The sequence below is a fragment of the Bilophila sp. T19-St14 genome (genome assembly GCF_059728385.1).
Genome location: NZ_BAAGFT010000001.1, coordinates 1,498,022 through 1,522,446 on the forward strand (window position 1 = coordinate 1,498,022; position 24,425 = coordinate 1,522,446).

At 57.8% G+C, this 24,425-nt stretch carries 16 protein-coding genes; 5 read left to right on the top strand and 11 right to left on the bottom strand.

Going from position 1 to position 24,425, the window contains the following annotated elements; translation table 11 throughout:
- Positions 1 to 18: 18 nt before the first annotated feature.
- A complete protein-coding gene (locus tag AC6I1V_RS06545; protein ID WP_483972008.1) occupies positions 19 to 2,478 on the top strand; it encodes an STT3 domain-containing protein in 2,460 nt (819 codons plus the stop codon).
- A gap of 492 nt (positions 2,479 to 2,970) precedes the next feature.
- Here the strand turns inward: AC6I1V_RS06545 and AC6I1V_RS06550 are convergent, their stop codons facing one another.
- Complete coding sequence (locus AC6I1V_RS06550; RefSeq protein WP_337432386.1) at positions 2,971 to 5,151, bottom strand: glutamine synthetase III family protein; 2,181 nt, start codon at positions 5,149 to 5,151, stop codon at positions 2,971 to 2,973.
- A 222-nt stretch (positions 5,152 to 5,373) separates the two neighbouring features.
- Here AC6I1V_RS06550 and dksA point away from each other — a divergent pair, with 222 nt between their 5' ends.
- On the top strand, positions 5,374 to 5,736 hold the full coding sequence (gene dksA / locus AC6I1V_RS06555; protein ID WP_005025400.1) for an RNA polymerase-binding protein DksA: 363 nt from the start codon (positions 5,374 to 5,376) through the stop codon (positions 5,734 to 5,736).
- An 84-nt stretch (positions 5,737 to 5,820) separates the two neighbouring features.
- On the top strand, positions 5,821 to 7,362 hold the full coding sequence (locus AC6I1V_RS06560; protein WP_308771064.1) for an NFACT RNA binding domain-containing protein: 1,542 nt from the start codon (positions 5,821 to 5,823) through the stop codon (positions 7,360 to 7,362).
- A 1,655-nt stretch (positions 7,363 to 9,017) separates the two neighbouring features.
- Here AC6I1V_RS06560 and AC6I1V_RS06565 read toward each other — a convergent pair.
- The 3 genes from AC6I1V_RS06565 to rplM all read right to left on the bottom strand — a co-directional run bounded on the left by AC6I1V_RS06565 (position 9,018) and on the right by rplM (position 11,741).
- The gene (locus AC6I1V_RS06565) at positions 9,018 to 10,673 is read right to left on the bottom strand and encodes a ribonuclease J (RefSeq protein ID WP_302554477.1); all 1,656 of its coding nucleotides are present in this window, start codon (positions 10,671 to 10,673) and stop codon (positions 9,018 to 9,020) included.
- A 225-nt stretch (positions 10,674 to 10,898) separates the two neighbouring features.
- Positions 10,899 to 11,288: a 30S ribosomal protein S9 gene (rpsI, locus tag AC6I1V_RS06570; protein WP_005025392.1), complete on the bottom strand. Its 390-nt coding sequence runs from the start codon at positions 11,286 to 11,288 to the stop codon at positions 10,899 to 10,901.
- An 18-nt stretch (positions 11,289 to 11,306) separates the two neighbouring features.
- The gene (gene rplM, locus AC6I1V_RS06575) at positions 11,307 to 11,741 is read right to left on the bottom strand and encodes a 50S ribosomal protein L13 (RefSeq protein ID WP_302554476.1); all 435 of its coding nucleotides are present in this window, start codon (positions 11,739 to 11,741) and stop codon (positions 11,307 to 11,309) included.
- 295 nt (positions 11,742 to 12,036) lie between these two features.
- Between rplM and AC6I1V_RS06580 the strand changes: the two genes are divergently transcribed.
- On the top strand, positions 12,037 to 13,311 hold the full coding sequence (locus AC6I1V_RS06580) for an HD domain-containing protein (RefSeq protein ID WP_486853996.1): 1,275 nt from the start codon (positions 12,037 to 12,039) through the stop codon (positions 13,309 to 13,311).
- 984 nt (positions 13,312 to 14,295) lie between these two features.
- On the opposite strand, the gene AC6I1V_RS06585 is transcribed toward AC6I1V_RS06580, so the two are convergent.
- The 4 genes from AC6I1V_RS06585 to AC6I1V_RS06600 all read right to left on the bottom strand — a co-directional run bounded on the left by AC6I1V_RS06585 (position 14,296) and on the right by AC6I1V_RS06600 (position 17,700).
- Positions 14,296 to 15,117, bottom strand: coding sequence for an undecaprenyl-diphosphate phosphatase (locus AC6I1V_RS06585; protein WP_486853995.1), 822 nt, complete (start codon positions 15,115 to 15,117; stop codon positions 14,296 to 14,298).
- A 3-nt stretch (positions 15,118 to 15,120) separates the two neighbouring features.
- Positions 15,121 to 15,711, bottom strand: coding sequence for a TetR/AcrR family transcriptional regulator (locus tag AC6I1V_RS06590; protein ID WP_302554472.1), 591 nt, complete (start codon positions 15,709 to 15,711; stop codon positions 15,121 to 15,123).
- Between the two features lie 174 nt (positions 15,712 to 15,885).
- A complete protein-coding gene (locus AC6I1V_RS06595) occupies positions 15,886 to 17,109 on the bottom strand; it encodes an MFS transporter (RefSeq protein WP_486853994.1) in 1,224 nt (407 codons plus the stop codon).
- A 78-nt stretch (positions 17,110 to 17,187) separates the two neighbouring features.
- Positions 17,188 to 17,700: a glycosyltransferase gene (locus AC6I1V_RS06600; RefSeq protein ID WP_302553469.1), complete on the bottom strand. Its 513-nt coding sequence runs from the start codon at positions 17,698 to 17,700 to the stop codon at positions 17,188 to 17,190.
- A gap of 1,011 nt (positions 17,701 to 18,711) precedes the next feature.
- Here AC6I1V_RS06600 and AC6I1V_RS06605 point away from each other — a divergent pair.
- Positions 18,712 to 20,373 carry an L-lactate permease gene (locus tag AC6I1V_RS06605; RefSeq protein WP_337432040.1) on the top strand — a complete coding sequence of 554 codons (1,662 nt, stop codon included), beginning with the start codon at positions 18,712 to 18,714 and terminating at the stop codon, positions 20,371 to 20,373.
- A gap of 1,306 nt (positions 20,374 to 21,679) precedes the next feature.
- Here the strand turns inward: AC6I1V_RS06605 and AC6I1V_RS06610 are convergent.
- Genes AC6I1V_RS06610 through AC6I1V_RS06620 form a run of 3 tightly spaced genes read right to left on the bottom strand, consistent with a single transcriptional unit; the run spans position 21,680 to position 24,421 of the window.
- Complete coding sequence (locus AC6I1V_RS06610) at positions 21,680 to 22,084, bottom strand: F0F1 ATP synthase subunit epsilon (protein WP_302553466.1); 405 nt, start codon at positions 22,082 to 22,084, stop codon at positions 21,680 to 21,682.
- Between the two features lie 10 nt (positions 22,085 to 22,094).
- A complete protein-coding gene (atpD, locus tag AC6I1V_RS06615; protein ID WP_302553465.1) occupies positions 22,095 to 23,507 on the bottom strand; it encodes a F0F1 ATP synthase subunit beta in 1,413 nt (470 codons plus the stop codon).
- A 17-nt stretch (positions 23,508 to 23,524) separates the two neighbouring features.
- Entirely contained in the window at positions 23,525 to 24,421 is an 897-nt protein-coding gene (locus AC6I1V_RS06620) for a F0F1 ATP synthase subunit gamma (protein ID WP_302553463.1), read from the bottom strand.
- Between the last annotated feature and the right edge of the window lie 4 nt (positions 24,422 to 24,425).

Sequence of the window (24,425 nt, forward strand, 5' to 3'; positions counted from 1 at the left end):
GTTTTTCCGGGATACGCCGTGACAATACCCCCGCCCCCCCCATCAAGGAACATCCCCCTCGGCCCCGTACCGCGCTGGCTCCTCGGCCTTCTGCTCGGCATGGCGACCTATGCCGTGGCCTTCCTGCTGCGCTTTCAGGAGTGGCCGTCGTGGCAGGATGTGGAATATCGCCTCGGCAATGAAATGCTCCTTGCCACGCATGACGCCTATCACTGGGTCGCCGGAGCCGAGGGCTTCGGGTTCGGCGCAGGACACCCCATGTCCGAGCTGCTCCGCATCCTCGCCCTGATCACAGGCACGGAGCCCGCACAGGTCGCCTTCTGGCTGCCTCCGGTCATGGCCAGCCTCATGGCCCTGCTTGTCTTCCTGTGGGCATGGTGCATGGGCAGCATGGAGGCCGGCTTTTGCGCCGGCATCCTCGCCTCGCTCTCTCCGGGCTTCCTCGCCCGTACACTGCTCGGCTACGCCGACACCGACCTGATCACCCTCTTCCTGTCCCTGCTCATCGGGCTGGCCCCGGCGGCATGGGTCATGTATTTCCTGCGCCATCCCCTGGCCCTGCCCTTCCGGTGGTTTCAACGATGGACAAAGCGCCCCATCCCCATCGCGCTGGACGCTCCGAGCCATCAGCCCTGCGAGCTGATCTCGGCAGGCTGGATCCTCGCCCTGAGTGCAAGCGGGCTGCTGGCCTGGTGGTCGCAGGAGTGGCACTCCATGTTCCCGTACATCGTGCGCTACGATGTGGCCTTACTCGGCGGCATGGCGCTCCTGCTGCCCCGTCCGGGCGAACGCCGTACGGCCCTGCTCGCGGGGCTGGCCTATGCCTTGCCCGCGCTTGGGGGCCCCACCGGGGCCATCCTCCCCCTGACCCTGTTCATCGCCATCGTGGGGCGTGAACGCCAATTCGTGGCGCAGCTCCACCGCCCCGCCGTGCTGGCGGCGTTCTGGCTGTTGGCCGTAGCCCTGCTCGTCGACCTGAGCGTGCTGAACACGATGCTCCACCACGTACAGGGCTATCTCAAACGCGCGGGGGACGCCGTGGCGACGGGCACGACCGATCCGCTGGTCTTCCCGTCCGTGGCCCAGTCCATCATCGAGATCCAGGATCTGACGCTGTCCGAAATCATGGTCTATTTCCACCCGTGGCAGCCCGTCGCCATCCTCGGACTGCTTGGGTTCGTGTTTGTGCTCTGCGCCCGATCCGGGGCCCTCTTCCTCGTGCCGCTGGCCCTGCTGGCCCTGCTCAGCACCAAGATGGGCGGACGGATGGTCATGTTTGGGGCCCCCATCGTCGCCATCGGCCTGACGCTCCCCGTGGACTGGCTGGCCTGTGCCCTCGGCGACGTCCGCGCGAAAAAGACCCGCAAGGTGTTCTTCCTAGCCTGCCTCATATTGGCCGGGCTCATCCTCCTTGTGCCGGATTGCCGGGAAACGGTGCTCGACCTTTGGGATTCCCTCGGACGGCTCCATTTCGTCATCCTTGGATGCCTCCTCGCCATGTTCGTCATCGGGTTGGGGCGCCAGCGCGGTTGGCGCCTGACCCGCGTGCTCGACGCCATCGGGCCTCACCTGTTCTACCGTTCGGCTGCGGTCATCCTTATGCTCGTCATTGTGGTCCCGCCGCTTGCCGATCTCGTGCCCGCCATGACCCACGGCCCGATCCTCAACCGCCGCCATGCCGCCGGGCTGCGTGAAATCCGCACGGCCACCCCCGAAGACGCCAAGGTCTGGCACTGGTGGGACTGGGGGTACGCGACGCAGCACTTCGCGCGGCGCGATACCATCGCCGACGGAGCGGAACACGGCAGCCCTTCGCTCTACCTGCCCGCAGCCGTCTATGCGACGGACGATCCGCGTTTCGCCCGCCAGATCATCAAATATACCGCCGCGAAGGGGAATGTCCCCGGCAACGTGTTCAAAGGGCTGACCGCGTCTCAGGCCGCGGACATGATCACATGGCTGAACAACCCCGACAACCCGCTCATTCAGGCGGACGGCAAGCAATATCTTGTGCTCAGCTTCGACATGCTGGATCTCGGCTTCTGGATTTCCACCTTCGGAAGCTGGAACTTCCTGTCCAAGGAAGGGCGCGGCTACGCCATCAGCATTGTCCCGCAGGCGCTTTCCTACCGCCTTGACAAGGGCGAAGTGGTGATGAAGGGGAGCAACGTCAACGTCCCCGCCGCCAGCATCGACGTCTTTTCCGACGGCCAGCTTGACCACCGCGACTACGTGACGCCGCCCGAATACCTGCCCGACAACGCCGCCATCAAGGCATGGAAGGAAGACATGGAGCGCCGCCGCAACGTGCATTTCATGTTCAACCGCGTGACCGGGGAAAAGCTCGTCATCGACGACCGCATGTACAACACCATGATGGTGCAGCTCCTTATCTGCGATCCCGGCGATCCGCGTTTCGCCCCCTACTTCCGGCTCATCTTCGACAACGTCTTCTGTAGAATTTACGAGGTATTGTAGGGGCAGACAGGAAAGGAACCTCTAAAGGCTCCGGGCCGCTTCGACGCCCGCGGGCCGCAAAGGTTCGCCCGTCGGCTGCGGCGGCCCTTTGCCTCCTCCCGCCCGCAGCCTCCGCGTTTTGGAGTTCCCATCCGCGGATTCCCCAAGGCTGTGCCATGGGAAACGGTTGATGGTTTATTCCTTGAAATTCCAACGGAATAACGGAAAAATTGCCCAGCCACGGGCCCAGCAGAGGGAAAGTCGGAGAGAGAGAGAGAGAGAGAGAGAGAGAGAGAGAGAGAGAGAGAAAGTCTCTATTTTCACCATACTGCAAAAATAAACAACCATACACTATGGCAGAGCCTTCCCCAAAAGAAAAGCCTTCCCTTGAACGGGGAAGGCTTTCCTTTCATCAACCAATAGGGTTCGGTACGGACAACATCTTTTGAAGATGAGGGATGGGCTGAGGAAGGGGACGGCGCGCCCCTTTCTTCAGATGGCGTCCCCCTTTCCCTACTTCACAAACAGCATCTCCTGATAGCTTGGGAGAGGCCAGAGATCTTCGGGGACGATCGTTTCGAGATGATCGGCAAGGGCGCGGATGGCATTCATGGCCGGGATGACCACGGTGCACTTGTGATGCGCTTCCTGCACGGGATCCTCAATCTTCATATCCACATTGGCTTCGAGGTGCTCAAGCCCCTCGCGGAGCTTGCGCAGGGTGTCGTCAATGTCGTCGAGCAGCACGGTGTCGGGCTCGCGGTTCAACGCACGCATGTCGAGGCAGGCGCGGAGCAGTTCCTGCTGGAAGCGCAGCCCGGCGGGGTAGATGATAGTCCGGCCCATGCGGATGACGAGGTTCGCTTCGGCGCGGATCGTCTTGCAGTACTGCTCGATGTAGATTTCCTGACGCGCCTTGAGCTCCTGACGCGACAGCACGTTGTAGCGGCCATAGAGATCCACCACATCGGGGCTGGTGTACACCATCAGGGCTTCGGGCGTCGTCCGGTAGTTGGGCAGGCCGCGGCGCTCCGCTTCCTGATGCCAGATTTCGGAATAGCCGTCCCCATTGAAGATGACCGCGCTGTGTTCCTCCACAATTTCCTGAATGAGCTTGCCCACGGCGGCGTGGAGCTTTTCCGGATCGCCGCCGGAGAGCTTTTCAAGGCGTGTGGCGGCGTAATCCAGCGAGTCGGCCATGATGGTGTTCAGAGCCGTCTGGGAAGCCGAGGCGGGCATACTGGAGCCGAGCGCGCGGAACTCGAAGCGGTTGCCGGTAAACGCGAAGGGGCTCGTGCGGTTGCGGTCGCCGGGATCGGCGGGCAGGGGCGGCAGCGTATCCACGCCCACGTTCATCAGGCGCTTGCCCTTGGAGCCGCGAACCTTGCCGGCGCGGAACTGCTCCAGAATATCGGTGAGCTGATCGCCGAGGAACATGGACATGATGGCCGGCGGCGCTTCGTTGGCGCCGAGGCGGTGGTCGTTGGAAGCGGCGGCGACGGTGGCGCGGAGCAGCCCCCCGTACTTGTGCAGGCCACGGATCGCGGCGACGAGGAAGACGAGGAACATCGCGTTCTCATGCGGCGTCTCGCCGGGCTCGAAGAGGGTGCCGACTTCGGCGTTGCCGATGGAGTAGTTGAGGTGCTTGCCCGAACCGTTGATGCCGCTGAACGGCTTTTCGTGCAGGAGGCAATGGAGGCCGTGCTTTTTGGCAACCTTCTTCAGCACGGTCATCATGAGCTGGTTGTGGTCGATGGCGAGGTTGGCCGTCTCAAACACCGGGGCGATTTCGTACTGGCTTGGGGCCACTTCGTTGTGGTGCGTGCGGACGGGGACGCCGAGCTTGTAGAGTTCGCGCTCGGTTTCCGTGATGCAGCTCATGACGCGGCGGGGCATGACGCCGTAATACTGGTCTTCAAACTCCTGCCCTTTGGCCGGTTTCGCGCCAAACAGCGTGCGCCCGGCGGTGAGCAGGTCGGGGCGGCCGAATACGAAATTCCGGTCGATGAGGAAAAATTCCTGTTCCAGCCCGGAGTACGAAATGATGGGCAGGGAGGTCTTCTTGCCGAACAGCTTGAGGATGCGGCTGGCCTGCTTGTTGAGGGCCTGATTGGAGCGCAGGAGCGGGGTCTTGCGGTCAAGCGCCACGCCCGTCCACGACAGGAAGGCCGTGGGGATGCACAGCACGATGCCGCTGCTGTTTTCCATAAGGTAGGCCGGGCTGGTCACGTCCCACGCGGTATAGCCGCGCGCCTCGAACGTGCTGCGCAGGCCGCCGGAAGGGAAGCTGGAGCCGTCGGCTTCGCCCTGGCTCAACATTTTGCCGCTGAATTCCGTAATCACGCCGCCGTTGCCGTCGGGGGAGAGGAAACCGTCGTGCTTTTCGGCGGAATGGCCCGTCAGGGGATAAAAGACGTGCGTGAAGTGGGTAGCGCCCTTCTCGATGGCCCAATCCTTCATGGTGGAAGCCACGATGTCCGCCAGCGAAGGATCGAGTTGGACCCCCTGCTCGATGGTCTTGCGCAGGGACTTGTAGACGATCCGGGGCAAGCGTTCCTTCATCACCTTGTCGCTGAAAACGTTGCTTCCGTAGATTTCAGTCGGCTTGGTGTCGGCATAGTTCAGGGGGGCGAGATCCGGTTTGTAGCTGGTAATGGCTCTGATGGCATTGCTGCGGGCGTTGCTTCCGCTCATGCGTCTGTACTCCTTGGGGGGATTGCTGTTTCGACGGGATGGGTGTTTATACTCCAACTGGCCTGTGAACGGAAGAGGCGAAAGAGCCCTTTTCCTCGCGTTATTGTTTCTGAAAAGGATTCTACGCCTCTTTACGAACCTAGTGTTCTCAGGTATATGAAGGAACTCACACAAGCTTGATGCGGTTCAGCCCGCATCGTGAAGACTGCCGGAGGTAGTTTCTTGGAACAGAAGGACATCGAATATTTTCGTACGCTCCTCAACAATATGCTTGAAGAGGCGCAGCACAAGGGAGATTCCACGCTGGAGGACCTCACCGACAGCAACGAGCTCTTCGCTGACCCTGCCGACCGGGCATCCGCCGAATCGGATCGTGCTTTCACACTGCGCATCCGTGACCGTGAACGCCGCCTGATCCGCAAAATCCAAGCCGCCATCCAGCGGCTGGACGAAGGGACTTACGGCATCTGCGAAGACTGCGGCGAAGATATCAGCATCCCCCGTCTCAAGGCCCGCCCCGTGACCAAGCTTTGCATCAACTGCAAAGCCCGTCAGGAGGAAGGGGAAAATATTCGGGGCGAGTAATCCCACAGCCCGCCAAAGCCCACACTTTGGCGGGCTCTTTCTCCTCGGCGGGACAGCCCGTCTCCCAACCCCACGAGGCTTTGCATGGACTGCCATGTGTTCCGCCGCCTGTGCGACGAGCTTGCGCCTGCGCTCATGGGCTGCCGGATCGAAAAAATCCACCGCCCGGCCAAGGATGTGACCCTGTTCACGCTCTACGGCACAGGCGGCAAACGCTTCCTGTTTATCCGCGCCGGCCGCAAGGCCCCCTTCCTTTTCCTTTCGACGCATAAAATCCCCGTCGGCAGCGCGCCGCCGGCCGACATCATGCGGCTGCGCAAATACCTTGCGGATCGCCGGATCATCGACGTGCTGCCCGACTGGGTGGGGCGCCGCCTTTTCCTGCGCGTCAACGCCGATGCCGAATGCTGGCTCACGCTAGATCTGCGGGAAGGGCCCTCGCTGCGTTTCGACGCGCCGCCTGAGCCTGAAACTCCGGCATGGCCCGATCCCGCGCGCTGGGCCGAAGCCTGTGAGGGCGAGGGCTGGCGGAACTGGCCGGTCATCACGCCGCCCTTGCGCCGCACCCTCCCCCTGCTCCCCCCTGACGAACAAGCCGCCCTGCTCCTCGATCTGGAGGCCGGAGGCGGGGATCTTTTCCTTTATGAGAATGCCGATGGGGAGCGCGAGCTTTCCGCATGGCCCCTGCCGCCCGAACGCCGCCGCGACGCCGACGGCACGCCCCGCGAGGAACTGGTGGTCGAGGATGCCATCCGTGCGTGCGCGGCAGCCGGGGAAGCGCAAGTCCTGCGCGGCATCGCAGCCCTCTCGCGCGCTGAAGCCGCCAAGCCGCATCAGGCCGAAGCCAACCGCCTGCGCAAGCTGCTGAACAAGCTGGAGAACGAAAAGGAACGGCTCAGCGGCATGGTTGCGGCACAGGACGCGGCCCGCCTGCTCCAATCGCAGCTTTACCGTTTTTCGGCGGAGGAAAAGCACGCCTCCGTTACGCTGGACGGGCCCGGCGGGCCTGTAGAGCTTGCCCTCGATCCCCGCCTTACCGTCCGTGAAAACATGGCCTCGCTGTTCCACAAGGCCAGCCGCGGCAAGCGCGGCCTTTCCATGCTTGAAGGCCGCTTTGCCGCCGTACAGGGCGATCTGGCCCGTGCGGAGCAGGCCGGGCTCATGGCGCAGGCCGCAACGTCCGCGCCCACGCCCGCCAACGCGCCCTCTCCCGCCGCGCCGCAGTTCCGCGCCCCGGAGCTGCCCAAGAACGTACAGCCGTTCCGCAGCAGCGACGGCTTCCTGCTCCTTCGGGGCCGCGACGCCAAGGGCAACGCCCAGCTTCTCAAGCTCGCCGCGCCGCACGATCTCTGGATGCACACCGGCGGCGGGCCGGGAGCGCACATCCTGATCCGCCGGGATCACGCCGCGCAGGAGATCCCCTCCCGGACTGTTTCCGAAGCCGCCATCCTTTCCGTACTGAAGAGCTGGCGCAAGGACGAGGTGCAGGTTGACGTCATCGCCGCGCTCGCCAAGTTCGTCCATCCCATACGCGGCGCGAAGCCCGGAACCGTCCGCATCGACCGCATGGAGCCCGCCATCATCGTCACGCCGGATCCTTCGCTCGAAGAAAAGTTGGCGCTGTAGGGAGAACCGGGGGAAGGGAGGGAGGAACTTTCTAAGAAAGTTCCTCCCTCCCTTCCCCCGTACCCCCTTCCCTCCCTCTTCAAAGATTTTCACCCTTATCGAATCCCTTATCCCGGCTCTTGCGGCTCATGGGCGATACGGCTCCGAACCCTTTTTCTCAGGCCCTGTCGCCGCATTTGATTGGTGCAGCTTTAGAGCAAATCGATTGACTTTGTTATAGAAAGGCTGTGTCCAATTTTACGGCTGATGATTTTTTCAATGAAAATCAATAGATAAAAGTCCGTTCCACGTCTGGTGACGTGGGCCTCTCTCATCTTTTGTTCATTACATGAAATCCAGTTTTGAAAAATTGTTGCGAGAACTCCAGATAATTTCCAAAGAACTCTTCCTTTCCAGTTGGAATCTTGTATCAACCACAAACTTAAACACAGCCTATAGAAAACGGTTGATGCTTTTTTCCTTGAAGTTCCAAAGAATTAAACGATAGGCTGTGTTAAAGTTTCCGGCTGATACGGCAATCAGAGGTCGTTCATCTGCCCCTGTTTTTCAGCGGAACATTCTCTGCCGTGGAGACGGCCGCACTTCCAGCGCGGTGAAAGGCTCCCTCCGGCAACGGCTGACGGCGCTTTGTCTCGCGCGGCTTCGCCGCCCTCGACCGCGCTTCGCGAGACATTTCGCCGCTCCTCACCCCCTTCATGCCGCATTGCCATACGGCGGGGGACGTCTTCAAAGCTCGCTGACGCTCGCGCCTCCGGCGGTTAAAGGAGCGTACTTCTCTTTATCAACCGTAAACTTGAACAGAGCCAAACGATAAAATGCCTTAGCCGTGGAGCCCGCCAAGGGGAACACTGGAGAAAAAGGCTGTATTTTCACAGCACTGTGGAGATGAAACAACCACATACTAGAACAGAGCCAATCGATTTTACCATGGTATAATAATGTAGGCTCTGTCATAATATGCGGTTGTTTCATCTTCACCGTTTCACCGTACTGTGGAGGTGAAACAGCCACATACTCTGACAGGGCCTTTTCATATTGTTTTTACATCGTGATGATGCCTATTGGAAAGGCTCTGTCAGAGTACATGGTTGTTTTGTTTCAGCAATACACTGAAAATATATGCTTTTTCTCCAAATTTTCCGCTGGCGGGTTCTGTGATTGGGGGGGTATTGGTTATTTCCTTGGAATTTCAAGGAAATAAAGCATCAACCGTTTTCTAGGACACAGCCATAATGTAAAGTTGCAAGGCACGCTCGATCCGGCATTGGACAGTGCAAATGAATTGTGCGTATCCGCTTCGCAGCGACAGCCTGCTTCCCGCAGCCTGAAGAGCCTTTTCAGCATGAAAACGCCCCAGGCCCCTATCGGTTACTCCCTCGAATCTTCAAGAAAGCATCAACCTTTTCCTATGGCAGAGCCCAATGAAACAACAACTTGTTGCTATATCGGAGCCTTTTTCCATTGAAACGGCCCGCCGCGACATCGACAGAAAAGCCCGTCCTCACACGAAGACGGGCCTTCCTTCATCGGCACAACCGGGAACAGGGATTCGATAAGGCCGAAAGTCTTTGGAAGAGGAGGGGATGGGGTTTGGGGAAGGGGAGGAGAAACTTTTCTTCAGAAAAGATTCTCCTCCCCTTCCCCAATCTTTTCCCCTAAACTTCCGTAATAACCGGAACCACAACCGGATCGCGGCCTACGACCTTGCGGAAGAAGCTCCGCATGGAAGAACGAATGCGATCGCCAAGGCGGGGAATACTGAGCCGTGGGGACGTTTCAAGATGGTCGAGGACAAGGCACTTGGCATCCTCAAGCAAGTGGCTGAACTGCTGCTCAAACACAAACCCCTTGGAAATCATGTCCGGGCCGTGGATGACCTCGCCTGTCTCCTCGTCAAGCACCAAAACGACGACGACAACGCCGTCGCCTCCGAGAAGCTGGCGCTCACGCAAAACGAGGTTGCCCACGTCGCCCACGCCCTTGCCGTCCACAAGAATGGAATCGGCGGGGATCTTCTCCTCAAGCCGGATGGCATCGGGCAGCAAGGTCAACGGCTCGCCGTCGTCGAGGATGAACGTACGCTCTGGCGCAATGCCCCAGTCGCGGGCCAAATCGCGATGCTGGATCAAATGGCGGTACTCGCCGTGGATCGGCACGAAAAATTTGGGGCGCACCGCGTCGAGCATGGTACGGAGCTCGTCGCGCCGACCGTGGCCGGAAACGTGCACGGGGCGCGTCCCGTCATGGCAGACATTGGCCCCCATGCGGTACATCTGGTTGATCAGCCGGTTGACGGCGCGCGCATTGCCCGGAATGACGCGGGAAGACATGATCACCGTATCACCTTCCATGATGGAAAGCTGACGGTGCTCGCCGGACGCAATACGGGAAAGCGCGGACAGGGGCTCCCCCTGGGAACCTGTGGCGATGACCACCATGCGTTCGGGGGAAACCTCAGGGATGGTCTGATCCGTGAACAGTTCGGGCGGCATACGCATGAAGCCAAGATCCCGCCCGCGCTCAATATTGTTCACGAGGCTGCGGCCGCTGACCACGACGGCGCGGTCAAATTCGCGGGCCATGTCGAACACCATCTGGATCCGTTCGATATGGCTGGAAAAAAGCGTGATGACTATGCGGCCTTTCGCTTCCGAAAAAATCTCGTGGAACGTCTCGCGCACCACTTTTTCAGACTGCGTGTGCCCTTCGCTCTCGGCATTGGTAGAATCGGAAAGCAGCAGCCGGACGCCCTCAGCGCCCGCGAAACGCCGCAGGGCGGGCAAATCCGTGCCGACGCCGTCGGAAGGGAACTCATCGATCTTGAAGTCGCCCGTATGCACGACTTTCCCCACGGGCGTATCCACCGCGAGGGCGTATCCCTGCGGGATGGAATGGCTCACCGGAATGAAATGGAAACGCAAGCTGCCGAGCGCCAGATCGTGTTCGGGGGTCACGGTGATGAGTTCGGCACGGTCGAGAAGGCCGCGTTCCCGGAGCTTGTGCTCCACGAGCGCCAGCGTCATGGGGGAACCGTAGACTTTCAGGCCCTTGATAAAAGAAACCAGCCACGGAACCGCTCCGATATGGTCTTCGTGCCCGTGCGTAAGCACCACGCCGAGCAGCCGCCCGCGCTGGGCCAAAATGGGCTCCAGCGGCGGAATGACCACATCCACACCAAGCTGCTGGTCATCAGGAAACATGATCCCGCAGTCGATGAGAACGCACCCTTCGGGCGTGTTCCACATCTGGCAGTTCATGCCTATTTCACCAAATCCCCCTAGGGGGGTAATAGTCAAAAAAGTATCCGTCATTATGCTCTCTGTTCGTAGGTTATTGTCGGAAGTTTACCCGAAGCCCGGTGTTTCCACAAGACGTTATCGGAAAGGACGGGCACGGGAAAAGATAAAAAATAAAGTAAGTTCGATGAATAAAAAGAGAAAGCCCTTCCCACAGCAGCCTGCGGACGCAAGCGGATAGAAACGCCAAAAGGCCGGGGTTTCCCCCGGCCTGAACAAATCTGAAACGGGCCTTGCGGCTTAACGCTTCGAGTACTGGTAGCGGGCACGAGCGGCGCGCTGACCGTACTTTTTACGTTCCTTCTTACGGGCGTCGCGGGTCAGGAACCCGGCGCGCTTCAGAACGCCGCGCAGGGACGGGTCGGCGCTCAGCAGGGCACGGGAAATCCCGTGGCGAACGGCTTCGGCCTGACCGGTCACGCCGCCGCCGCAGACGTTGACCTTCACGTCGAACTTGTCCACGAGCTTGGTGAGAACCAGAGGCTGGCGGATGATCATCTGAAGGGTCTTGCGGGGGAAGTAGTCTTCCACTTTACGACCGTTGACTTCAATAGCGCCGTTGCCGGCATAGAGACGGGTACGAGCAGTGGCGTTCTTGCGACGGCCCGTGCCGTAATCAAACTCAGACATGATTGACTCCTGGCCTCGTTAGTACGGGAAGGACAGAGGCTTCGGGCCCTGGGCAGTATGCGGATGCGTGGGGCCAGCATACACCTTGAGCTTCTTCAGCATGGCACGACCCAGACGATTCTTGGGAAGCATACCACGGACGGCGTGCATCAGCACGTCGGCAGGCTTCTCAGCAAGGAGCTTGTCGAGCGTAGTTTCACGCAGACCGCCCACATAGCCGGAATGATGGTAATACTTTTTCTTTTCCAGCTTGGCGCCGGTAACCTTGATCTTTTCGCAGTTGACAACGACGATAACGTCGCCATTGTCCATGTGCGGAGCAAATTCGGGCTTGTGCTTGCCGCGGAGGCGGTGGGCAATTTGGGCGGCCAGACGGCCGAGAACCTGATTGTCCGCATCCACTACAAACCACTGGTGGTCGATATGCTCCGGAGTGGGGCTAAACGTCTTCATGCTGAAGCGTCTCCTCTGCTAAAACTTGTAGAACGAAGTGTATAAAATGCCAGAGCAGGCTTGTCAAGCGACAAAACCGTTTTCCTTCTGCGCCCGGCAGAATAGAACCGCTGCCGGGAAGCCCCAGCATCGATTCTCATGACACGGCGCTTTTGATAAAACGCCTTCGCCCGGCGTCTGCCCCGCCGCCTTTTGTGAGGAAAGGGGGAGAAAGGAAATCCGGGCAGTGTTCGGAGCAAAACACAACGCGGGGCAGCCACAACCATGCGAGTAACGGATCACAAGGGAGAAGCCGATGTCCGCAATCCGAAAAAGCCTTTTACAGCTTATGTTTTCCGGTTCGTACATGCGCCGCTGGAACGACAAACTGCGTCCCGTGGAACTCTACGAAATAGACAAGCAGGCGCATAAAATGATTGTCGCCTGGATGCTCACGCTCCTGAACAGCGGGGGTTATTCTGCCCCAGATCAACGTAAATTGCAACAGGAAGTTATAGAAAGGGGGCTTTTCGATTATCTGTACCGTCTGGTCACAACGGACATCAAGCCCCCAGTATTTTACCGCATCTGTGAAAACGAGAAAGATTACAAAGAACTGACGGAATGGGTACTCAAAGAGCTCCGCCCCGTGCTCGGCGCGCCGGATGAAGGTTTCTGGGAGCGCCTTTCCGCCTACCACAGGAACCGGGATCGGACGAGCCTCCCGGATCGCATCCTCACGGCGGCCCACCTTTACGCTTCGGGGTGGGAATACAACATCATCAAGCCATTCAATACGTTTGACGAAGAAAACCAGTCCATTGCCGAATCCTTCACCGAGCGGCTCAACGCCCTGACCGATCTGTGCGGCGTGGACGAGCTCATACAGGGGCACGCCTTTTTCAGCGATTCGCCCACAGCCTTGGGGCGTTTCGCCAAACTGTGCGGCCAGCTCCGCTTTCAGATCCGCTGGGCCGACACGCCCCGCGTACCGGAAACCTCCGTGCTTGGGCACATGTTCCTCGTTGCGGGTTACGCGTATTTCTTCAGCCTTTCCCTCGGAGCCTGCCCCGCACGCCGGATCAACAACTTCTTCGCCGGGCTCTTCCACGATCTGCCCGAACTGCTCACACGGGACATCATCACCCCGGTCAAACGCTCCGTAAACCAGCTCCCAAGCCTTCTGCGCGCCTATGAGCTGCAGGAGCTGGAGCGCCGCGTCTTCGGCCCCCTCTCCGCCGGAGGGCACGACCCGCTGGCGGAACGCCTCCGCTACTATCTCGGCCTCGTCGGTGAGGGGGTAACGTCGGAGTTCGACGAGACCATCCGGGACAGTTCGGGGCAAGTACGCCGCCTCGGATCGTTCGATGCCCTCCACGCCGACGGCAACGAAGACGGGCTCGATCCCAAGGACGGGGCACTGCTCAAGGTTTGCGACAACCTTGCCGCGTTCATCGAGGCGCACACCTCCGTCCGCACCGGGATATCTTCCCCCAACCTGCATGAGGCCATTGCCCGGATCAGGGGGGATTTCCGCCACCGTTCCCTCGGCCCGTTGTCGCTCGGAACGATCATTGCGGATTTTGATTAGGCTCCGTTAAGTATGTGGTTATCTCATCTTCACAGTGCGGTGAAAAATAAACCTTTTTCCAGTTTTCCCCTTGGCGGAATCCACGGCTAGGGCATTTTAGCCGGTTATCCCTTTGGAACTTCAAGGAAAAAAACATCAACCATTTTCTATAACACAGCCTTTGATTAAGAAAGGCTCCGTTATGAAACGGAGTTGTTTTATCTCCACATCATAGTGAAAATACAGTTTTTTCAGATTTTCGTTGACGGGCCCTATGGCTGGAGCCTTTTACCGTTTATTCCTTTGGAACTTCAAGAAACAGGCATCAACCGATTCCTGTAACACAGCCCTGAGAAAAAACTGGGAGAGGGGATGTTCCAGGTTGTGTCATCAATTATACATAATATATTAAATCTATTAACTATTTTTGAAAAAGAAAAATATTTAAATAATTTAAAACAATTATATGTAATATGGTGACATTCTAATAAATCCCCACGAAAGGGAGAAACCGCCTCCCCTCTCCAAAGGCTTTCATGGGAATCAATGATCGGACGGACAGCTTACCGGGCCGACGCCGGGCAGATCAGCCGCATGACGCCATCAATAATGGGACGGGCAGCTTATCGGGTATCCCGTTCGCCGTCCGTCCCCGGTGGCTCCGGGCAGGCCCTCCCAAGCGTCAGGCATCACCGGATAATGCGGGAATGGGTTCCTGCAAAAAGGGCCATCTGAGCGGAACAATTGGGATTCCATATTTCCAAATGAGTTCCCTGCACCCACAAAAAAACGAGCACCGCAATGCAGTGCCCGTTTTCCATTTTTTGGCGGTCTTATCAAAAAGGGATTATCCCGGCAAAACAGGCATCCACGCCGGGAAAACTCCCGCCCCCATCGGATGCCTTGGGAGGAAAGGGAGCTGGAGAAGCGGGCACCGGATGGATTCCCCCACATCCAGAAGGCCCCTCTCAAGAAGACTCCCCCTCTCACCTTTTACCTCTTACGCTATCCCATATTCACCATAAAAAAGTACACTATCGGCGCAAGAAGCAGCCTATATACGGCAAAAGGCCGCAGGGTGATGCGCCCCACAAGGGCGATGAACGTCTTGATGGCGAGCCAGCCGAAAATGAAGGCGAAAAACAGCCCGGCGGCGAACAGCGGGATATCATCCGCCGTGAAGAGAGGCCACGTCTTCAGGAGATCATAACCGGTGGCCGCAAACATGATCGGCACCGCCGCCACAAACGAATACTCCGCGGCAAGGGCGCGCTTTTCACCAAGCAGCATCCCGCCCATGATCGTAGAGCCTGAGCGGGAAAAGCCCGGCCACAGAGCCATGCACTGGCAAAGGCCGATGCCGAGCGCCAGTTTGGGCGTCACTTCATCAATGCTGGAATACTTGGGCGGGCGCTTCGCACAGTAGCTTTCCACAAAAAACATCAGCAAGCCGCCGACGGCAAGCGAAAGCGACACGCTGAAAGGGGTGAAAAGCTGCTTGATGTACGAATGGAGGAGCAGCCCCAGCACCGACGGAGGCAGCGTCGTCAGGAAAAGGAGCCAAATCCCCCTCAGCCCGGCAAAAGGCTTCGGAGCCGACGTCTGCACCCGGCCGGGCAGCAGCAGCCCCATGAAACGATCCCAATACACCATCAGGACGGCGAAGATGGAACCAAGCTGGATGGCGACCTCAAATGTGCTGGCCTTCGGGCCCGTGAACCCAATCAGGTCTCCGGCAATGACCAAATGCCCCGAAGAAGAAACCGGCAGGAATTCGGTCAATCCCTGCACGGCTCCCATAATGAGGCCGGTAGAAAACCAATCCATGTATTACTCGCAGGCGTTGCACGGGGTTATGGCTCTGGCGGCGAAGGCGATGGCCTCACGGTACAGATGGGGCGGCGCGTACGGCGTGAGGACACGGGTACGGTTGGCGCCGACCACCAGCGACATGAGGATCTGCGCCGTTTCCTTCACGAGCAGCTCGCGGATGGAACCGTCTTCAATGCCCCGCCACAACTGCTGTTCCAACAGCTTGTGGATCTCGTTGAACTTTTCAAACATCAACTCGCGGTCGTCGCTCGTCTTCATGTCGCTGTAAGGGGAACAGCGCACGAGGACAAGCCAGTTGGAGTCGGGATCGATCGAAAAATCGAGATATGCCTTACAGAAATTCAACACGCTCTCGCGGCCGTTCTTACCTTCGTCGCACGCCCGCTGCAAAACATCATGAAAGCGTTCGAGGACGTCCATCCCCGCGGCAAGGAACAGCTTTTCCTTGTTTCCATAATGATGGGTCAACAAGCCGAGGGCCACCCCCGCACGTTCCGAAATTTTCTTGAATGTGGTTTCGGTATAACCGCATTCGCCAAAAAGTTCCTTTGCGGCCTTCAGCAAGGCCTCTTTCTTCGTCATGGTCATAGATCCCCCCAAAAAACATGATCAAGAAGCAACGCTGTTTAGTTGCGCAACCAACAGACTATGCTACAGGATTCCGCTCGTCAACGGAAAAGTATGCCCCGTGTGGGCGGCGTTTTTATGCCCCTCAAGCAAGAATCGCATCTTTTTTTCATACGGGAAAAAAGGATGCTGCACTCACTCCTTCCCTGAAGAAGCCGGATAAACGTGCCATACGAGCGTGCCGATGACCAGCGCCACGCCGATCCCCATCGCATACGGCCCGCGCCATCCCATACATGACCAGCCAATCCCGAAAAACAGCGGCGAGAGGCTCTGGCTAAGCCGCAGCACCGTACCGTTCATCGCCATGACGATGGCCCTGTTGCGCGTCGGTGCGAGCGCGGTCATGCGGGAGTTCAGCAAAGGGAACGTCAGCCCCTGCGCCGCCCCGCCGATGAAAATGGGCAAGGCCAGCCACCAAAGCGGGGAAACGGCATCGGGAAGAACCAGCATGAGCGCTTGGGATGCGACGTAGCAGCACGCGGCGCTCAACATCAAACGGCGGTGCGAGTATTTCCGCCCGAGCCACGCCAGATTCATGGCAATGGCCGCCGTACCCAGCGAAGCCACGGCAAAGACGGCTCCGATATGGGAAGGGGGCGCCTTGTATAATAGGTCGGCGAGCAATGGAAAATAGGTGATGATGGGCCCGTATAGGATGCAGAAGCAGAGAAAGGTCAGCCCGAAAAGCCCGATTGCGGCGGGATGGAAAATGATGGAACGGCTGTCCCGCGCGTACTGCTTCCAGTCCATGCCGGTGTGCGGGCGCTCCAGCGGGACGCACATGGCAAGCATCCCCACCGGCAGGGCTGCCAAGGAAACCCAAAACGGCCACCTCCAGTCCATCTCACCGAGGAAGCCGCCGATGGCCGGATACAGCGCGGTGCCGACGCTGATCGTGGCGCCGACCATGCCCATGATTTTGGGGCGATCCGCCTCCTTATAGAAATCCCCTACCAACGTCCCGTACAAGATCCCCAAGGGCGCGGCCCCCAGCCCTTGTATGGCCCGCCATGCCAGCAGGTTCTCGAACGAATCGGAAAAAGCGCACCCCATCCCCCCGCAGGCAAACAGCAGCAGCCCCGGCAGCAACACGGCCTTGCGCCCGAAACGGTCGGCAAGCACGCCCGCCACCGGCGTCATAAACGCGCTCGGCAGCGTGAAGCAGGAGATCAAAAGCGCCACCCCCGCGGCATCCTGATGAAAAACGGCCCCCAACTTGGGCAGGATGGGCAGCGTGATCGAGACGCCCATGACCCCCATGAGGGCCATGCACAGGATAAGAACCAGCCCCGCAAGGCTGGCGGGGCGTGATTGCCCCTCTTGGGATACCTCACCGGACAGGCCGTCCTTCGCCACATGTCCTCCTCATCGTTACGGATGGATCCTCCGAATCCGCCGCTACGGATTTGGAGTGCCGACAGGGTGCGATGCGCTTCAATCTCGCCAGCCCGACAACCGTTTTACAAGACTGATCTTCTGGCGGTTCCAGAGGTAACGGGCATAGCGCAGCAAAGGCGCCCGCGTTTCTCGCCGGTTCCGCTCGCGCGCTTCCTCAAGTAACTCAATCCACCGTGCCGCCAAGAGATTATCATCAAACGCTTCGGCGCGCTTCATACCATTTTCAACCATGGCCTGATACAGTTCTGGACTTCCCTGTAGCCGATCGATGGCATCCAGCACAGCTTCGGCAGAGTCCGTTTCTAAAAAGTCTAATGGAGAACGCCTCAATTCCCTGTACGCGGGTTCTGGGCCGAGCATAGCCGGCACCCGCGCTTTCCATGCGTTGATCAATTTGGAAGCCGGTTTGGTTGCCATCACAACAGGGGGACAATCACGGATTGCCAATACTGCGTCTACATTTTCATAATCATGCCATGTCCCCTGAAAACGGTTGGCGAAACGAACACCTCTCTGTCTCAGGGCCTCCTGAAAAGCATCTGTCTTCACGAAGTGAGGCTCATACTGGTCACTGCCAAAATAAGAAATAACTTCAAGCCGAGTCCTCCGCGCTGGGTTTCGTGGGATCAAACCCGGCTGGGGCCAAAGCGGTATTTTTCGGCAGAGATCTTGTTCCTCAACTAGTCCATTCTGCATGACGGTCAGATCGGATAACGCTGGGTGGGGCCGATCCGCTTGTACGACAACGGCAAAACACCGGTGAACTCCCTGTGCGGGGGTTGCGTCATCCCAATGGAAAACGCACACGGCATTGTCGACTGCTCTACAGCTTAATACGGGTTCAAAGGGGCAATCCACAGCGCATAGCCGCGCCCATGTCAGTATTATCCAGCAATCCCTTCCAGAAATGATCCGTTCCGGGCACTCGTCCGGGGCAAAGGGATGAGGATCGGAAACAAGCTCAGGCCACTTCTTGAAAAGATGCTTCTCATTGACGACAAAGTATATTTTCTCTCGTGGGCAATCACGAAACGACATAGGCGATTCACTCCACCGCGTGACATTCACAGCGGTTCTTTGAGATGCAGAAACATATTTTTTAGGCTCTGTCATAGTACATGGTTGTTTTGTTTCATCAATATACTGAAAATATATGCTTTTTCTCCAAACTTTCCGCTGGTGGGCTCTGTGATTGGGGGATTTTATTGGTTATTCCTTTGGAATTTCAAGGAAATAAAGCATCAACCGTTTTCTATGGCACAGGCATTTTTTATTATACGGGAACTGGGCGTAACATATGCCTTTATATCCTTGCTCGCTCAAACGGCAATCTGCCGAAACAAAACCGCCGCTCCGTGACGGCGTCCGGCAGATGTTTTTCCTACATAATCGTCCATAATAACTTGTGCAATTCTTTTCTTGATAGTGCACACAATTTGTGACTCTTCGATCAAACAGTCGACAATGCTTGCACTAACGAAAAAAACACCACATACTATACGCTAATTTTTGGGGAAGGTTTTCTTTTTTCACAATTCTGTCCAAGGTAAAGGAGTCATTATGTCCGTTGAACTGCTTGCTATGGTAGCGGTTCTGCCCATTCTTGTGGCGCTCATCCTCATGGTCGGCATGAGATGGCCCGCAACAAGAGCCATGCCGCTCGCGTGGCTTGTCTGCGCCGTCAGCGGCATCCTTGTCTGGGGCTTGAGCCCCGGATACGTCGCCGCTCTGACGTTGCAGGGCGTCATCACGGCCATCGGCGTTCTCATCATCGTCTTCGGCGCCATCCTGATCCTCTTCACGCTGGAAAAAAGCGGAGGCATGGAAACCATCCAGTATGGGATGCAGAACATCAGCCGTGACAAGCGCGTTCAGGCGATCATCATCGGGTACATGTTCGCCGCCTTCATCGAAGGCGCGGCCGGTTTCGGCACTCCCGCGGCACTCGCCGCCCCACTCCTGCTCGCCCTCGGTTTTCCCGCCACGGCCGCAGCCATCATCTGCCTTGTGTTCAACAGCTTCCCCGTAAGCTTTGGAGCGGTGGGCACCCCCGTCGTCATGGGCCTCTCCCCGCTCAAACCCATCCTTGACGCGGGCGCCGCCGACGGCGGCATGACCTATGCGACATTCTGCAAAATCGTGGGTGAATACTGCACGATGATGCACATCCCCATGGCCTTCATCCTGCCCATTTTCATGCTTGGGTTCATGACCCGCTTCTACGGCCCCAACCGTACGTGGTCCGAAGGCTTCGCCGCATGGAAATACTGCATCTTCGCCGGGGTCTGCTTCTCCGTCCCTTACCTCATCATCGCATGGACCCTTGGGCCTGAACTGCCTTCCCTCATCGGTGGGCTTATCGGCCTCGGCACCCTTATTTACGGCACCAAGCGGGGCTTCTGCGTCCCCGAAAAGACATGGGACTTCGGCCCGCATGAAAAATGGGACGCCTCTTGGACCGGCAGCATCGCCGCAAGCGGCAAGACCGAATTCCATCCCCACATGACCCAGTTCCGCGCATGGCTGCCCTACGCCATCATCGGCCTCATCCTCGTACTGACCCGTATCCCGGAACTCGGCCTCAAGGCTTGGCTCTCTTCCTTTAAGCTCGATTTCGTCGACATCCTCGGCTATCAGGACGTGAACGCCTCCATCGACTACCTGTTCCTGCCCGGAACGATCCCCTTCACGCTGGTCGCGATCCTGACCATCGGCCTCCACGGCATGAAGGCCAATGACGTAAAAGAAGCATGGGGCACCACCTTTGCGAAGATGAAGGCCCCGACCATCGCGCTGTTCGCAGCCGTGGCGCTGGTGTCCATCTTCCGCGGTTCCGGCGTGAACGATGCAGGCATGGATTCCATGCCTCTCGCCCTCGCCAAGACCCTCGCCGTCCTCACCGGCGAGGCATGGCCCGCCCTCGCTTCCTACGTCGGCGGCCTCGGCGCCTTCATCACCGGCTCCAACACCGTGTCCGACCTGCTCTTCTCGCAGTTCCAGTGGGATATGGCCGCACAGTTGAACTTCTCCAAGGAAGTCATCGTTGCCGCCCAAGCCGTCGGCGGCGGCATGGGCAACATGATCTGCATCCACAACGTCGTAGCCGTCTGCGCCGTCGTGGGGCTCTCCGGCAGCGAAGGCATGATCATCAAGAAGACCTTCTGGCCCTTCCTGCTCTACGGCATCATTGTCGGCATCATCGCCTGCGGGCTTGTTTTCTAGGTCGTGGCGTCAATTGATATAATTTATTGAAATTATCAAATTACTCTTAAGATACAAAAGATTGTTTTCAATAATTTCAAATAATTATATACAAAAATAACGACACAGCCTAGGCTGGCACAGCCCATCAAGGGAGGGAACTTCCCCGGAAACTTTCCCTCCCTTCCCCAAAACTACGGCGCGGAGCCCACCCCTCCTTTACCAAAGGCCTTCGCGTTTATCGAACCCGAATGACAGCATCCTCCGCATGAAAAGGCCGTCCGAAACATTTCGGACGGCCTTTTCTGAAGGCTCTGTTTATAGTGTGTGGTTGTTTTATATCCACAGTGCGGTGAAAATACGGCCTTTTTCCAGTTTTCCCCTTGGCAGGAACCACAGCTAAGGCATTTTGTCGGTTATTCCTTTGGAGCTTCAAGGAAAAAAGCATCAACCATTCTTATAACACAGCCTTTCTGAAAGGGCTGAAGGCTCTTGGCTATATGCTTTTCGGCCTTGAGATGAGCCTGACCGCTCCACTCACAATCCCTTAGCAATTTACGCTGGGACGTGTTCGCACCATGCTGAATTTTTCCCATGATTGAAGGGGATTGAAGAAAAATGCGGCATCGTTCAAAATAAGCGATAACCATTGTAAAAATTATATTTACTCTCAGCTTATGTGAACAGCCCCTAGGCCGCAATTGAGGAAAGGGGTGGCGTGGCCTTTGCCTCTCCCTCCAGCCGCATAGCGGGCAGCTTATTATTTCAACCGTTCCGCGCCCCAACAGGCTAAAAAACAAGGCTGTGTCATAGAAAACGGTTGATGCTTTATTTCCTCAATATTCCAAAGAAATAACCAATAAAATCCCCCAACCACAGAGCCCACCAGCGGGAAAACTTGAGAAAAAGCATGTATTTTCAGTATATTGATAAAACAAAACAACCATGTACTATGACAGAGCCATGTTTTTCCCTTGAAGCTCCAAGGAATACCCAGCAAAAACCTTAGCCTTGGATTCCGCCAAGGGGAAAGCTGAAGAAAAAGGCCGTATTTTCACCGCACTGCAAAAAGGAAACAACCACTACTATGACAGAACCAAAAATAAAGGCTGTGTCATAGAAAGTGGTTGATGCTTTTTTCCCTGAAGTTCCAAAGGGATAACCGACAAAATGCCTTAGCCCTGTATTCCGCCAAGAGAAAAACCGAAGAGAAAAGGCTGTATTTTCACCGCACTATTGAGATGAAGCAACCACATGCTATGACAGAGCCAAAAACAAAAAGCGCGGAGCCGAAGCCCCGCGCCCTTCAAGCGTAAGACAAAACCAATTAAACCAATGAGGCGACGTGCAGCCGCTCCACAGCACGCTGGAGAGCGAGATGCGCCCGGAACATATCCGTTTCAGCGGTTTTGGCGGCCAAACGTGCTTCCGCACGTTCCCGGGCTGCGTTGGCGCGGGCGATGTCAATGTCCTCGCCACGTTCGGCCGATTCAGCCAGAATGCTCAACTTGTTGTCGGAAACCTCAGCAAACCCGCCGGAGACGAACACATGTTCCGTCTTCCCGTCGACGCGGAAATAGAGGTCACCGATGGCCAAAGCGGACAGAAGCGCAACGTGATGCGGCAGGACGCCGAATTCACCTTCGATACCCGGAACACCGACGTAATCCACGGTCTGGCTGACCACAACTTTGTCAGGTGTGACGATTTCGAGCTGAAGCGTGGATTCCATAATCAGGCTCCTAGTTTTCCTGACGCTTCTGGTACTTGGCCAGAGCCATATCAATATCGCCCACCATGTAGAAGTCGTCTTCCGCAAGGTGGTCATAGTCGCCGTTCAGAATGCCCTTGAAAGCCTTGACCGTGGCTTCCAGCTTCACATAGACGCCGGGAGTGCCGGTAAAGGTTTCGGCCACATGGAAAGGCTGCGACAGGAAACGCTGGATACGACGGGCACGGGCCACGACAAGCTTGTCTTCGTCGGACAGCTCGTCCATACCGAGGATGGCGATGATGTCCTGAAGCTCTTTGTACTTCTGCAACACCTGCTGCACACCGCGAGCCACGCTGTAGTGCTCTTCACCCACGACGTTCGGGTCAAGAATACGGGAAGTGGAGTCAAGCGGGTCCACAGCGGGGTAAATGCCCAGTTCCGCAATCTGACGGGAAAGCACGAGCGTACCGTCAAGGTGCGAGAAGGTCGTCGCCGGAGCCGGGTCGGTCAAGTCGTCGGCGGGGACGTATACGGCCTGCACCGAGGTGATAGACCCCTTGTTGGTGGAGGTAATACGTTCCTGCAGCGAACCGAGGTCGGTACCGAGGGTGGGCTGATAACCCACCGCGGAGGGCATACGGCCGAGCAGGGCCGACACTTCCGAACCAGCCTGCGTGAAGCGGAAGATGTTGTCGATGAACAGCAGCACGTCCTGATTTTCCTCGTCGCGGAAGTATTCCGCACAGGTGAGGGCGGTCAGGGCCACGCGGGCACGGGCTCCCGGAGGTTCGTTCATCTGGCCGTACACGAGGGCGGCCTTCTCAAGAACGCCCGCGTCCTTCATTTCATGATACAAGTCGTTCCCCTCACGGGTACGTTCGCCAACACCGGCGAACACGGAGATACCGCCGTGCTGCTTCGCGATGTTGTTGATCATTTCCATGAGGATAACGGTCTTGCCCACGCCGGCGCCGCCGAACAGCCCCATCTTGCCGCCCTTTGGGAAGGGGACAAGCAGGTCAACGACCTTGATGCCGGTTTCAAGCAGTTCCACCGAGGTGTTCTGCTCCACGAAGCTCGGAGCCTCGCGGTGGATGGGCAGGTATTTTTCAGCCTTGATGGGGCCCATTTCGTCAACGGGACGGCCCACCACGTTCATGATGCGCCCAAGGGACGCCGAGCCCACCGGGGCCATGATCGGCTTGCCGGTGTCCACGACGTCCATGCCGCGGACGAGGCCTTCGGTCGCGTCCATGGCGATGGTGCGTACAACGTCGTCGCCCAGGTGCTGGGCCACTTCGCAGATCAGATCAGGCGCATCGCTGTTGTTGGGGTTTTTGATTTCCAGAGCGGTCAGGATATTGGGCAAATGACCGTCGGGAAACGCCACGTCAACGACTGCGCCGATGACCTGAACGATTTTGCCGATGTTTTCACTCATAACGATTGCTCGCTCCCTTATTTCAGAGCTTCCGCGCCGCCAACGATGTCAATAAGCTCGTTGGTGATGGATGTCTGGCGCGTCTTGTTGAAGAGCAGCGTCAGGGCACCCACCATTTCGTCGCAATTGCGCGTGGCGTTGTCCATAGCGGACATCCGGGCAGCGTTTTCGCTCGCGGAAGTGTCCAGCAGGCCACGGTATATCTGCACATTGACGAACCGGGGAAGGATTTCGGCAAGGAGCTTCGTCACTTCGGGTTCGTAAGTGTATTCTTCGGACACTCCCTGAGCGGAAGCGCCGTCTGCGGCGGAACCGGCCGCTGCGGGCGCAGCAGCCTCCACCGGCAGCAGGGTCTGAACAAGAGGAACCTGTCTCGCCACGGACACGAACTTGCCATAGATGAGGGTCACCTCGTCCATCGCCTTGTGCGTGTAGCCGCTCACCACATCCTTACCGATAGCGGAAGCAAGGGAGAAGTCGAAGCTGCCCATGACATCCGCATGCGCCGACAGGATTTCATAATCGGTCTTGCGGATAGCGTCGCGCCCTTTTTTGCCCACGCAGATGAACTTGACGGTTTTCCCTTCGGCCGTCTTCGTCCGGGCGGCGTCCAGAGCCTTGGCGATGAGCATGGCGTTGAAGCCGCCGCACAAGCCGCGATCCGAAGTAGCCAGAATGATCACCGAGACATGGCACTCGGCACGGCGCTCAAGAAGCGCATGAGCCGAGCCGTCGGACTTGGCCGCAAGATCGCCGAGCACAGCCTGAAACTTTTCCGCGTAGGGGCGGAAACGCTCAATGCGGGACTGGGCGCCGCGCAGCTTCGCCGAGGCCACCATGTTCATGGCCTTGGTGATCTGCTTGGTCTTGCGAACCCCGACGATCTTCATTTTGACGTCTTTCAACGAAGGCATGCGC

Excerpts from the sequence above, each read along its gene's own strand:
- AC6I1V_RS06550 (WP_337432386.1), bottom strand. The coding sequence starts at position 5,151 with ATGAGCGGAAGCAACGCCCGCAGCAATGCCATCAGAGCCATTACCAGC.
- AC6I1V_RS06560 (WP_308771064.1), top strand. The coding sequence starts at position 5,821 with ATGGACTGCCATGTGTTCCGCCGCCTGTGCGACGAGCTTGCGCCTGCG.
- AC6I1V_RS06565 (WP_302554477.1), bottom strand. The coding sequence starts at position 10,673 with ATGACGGATACTTTTTTGACTATTACCCCCCTAGGGGGATTTGGTGAA.
- rpsI (WP_005025392.1), bottom strand. The coding sequence starts at position 11,288 with ATGTCTGAGTTTGATTACGGCACGGGCCGTCGCAAGAACGCCACTGCT.
- rplM (WP_302554476.1), bottom strand. The coding sequence starts at position 11,741 with ATGAAGACGTTTAGCCCCACTCCGGAGCATATCGACCACCAGTGGTTT.
- AC6I1V_RS06580 (WP_486853996.1), top strand. The coding sequence starts at position 12,037 with ATGTCCGCAATCCGAAAAAGCCTTTTACAGCTTATGTTTTCCGGTTCG.
- AC6I1V_RS06585 (WP_486853995.1), bottom strand. The coding sequence starts at position 15,117 with ATGGATTGGTTTTCTACCGGCCTCATTATGGGAGCCGTGCAGGGATTG.
- AC6I1V_RS06590 (WP_302554472.1), bottom strand. The coding sequence starts at position 15,711 with ATGACCATGACGAAGAAAGAGGCCTTGCTGAAGGCCGCAAAGGAACTT.
- AC6I1V_RS06605 (WP_337432040.1), top strand. The coding sequence starts at position 18,712 with ATGTCCGTTGAACTGCTTGCTATGGTAGCGGTTCTGCCCATTCTTGTG.
- AC6I1V_RS06610 (WP_302553466.1), bottom strand. The coding sequence starts at position 22,084 with ATGGAATCCACGCTTCAGCTCGAAATCGTCACACCTGACAAAGTTGTG.
- atpD (WP_302553465.1), bottom strand. The coding sequence starts at position 23,507 with ATGAGTGAAAACATCGGCAAAATCGTTCAGGTCATCGGCGCAGTCGTT.
- AC6I1V_RS06620 (WP_302553463.1), bottom strand. The coding sequence starts at position 24,421 with ATGCCTTCGTTGAAAGACGTCAAAATGAAGATCGTCGGGGTTCGCAAG.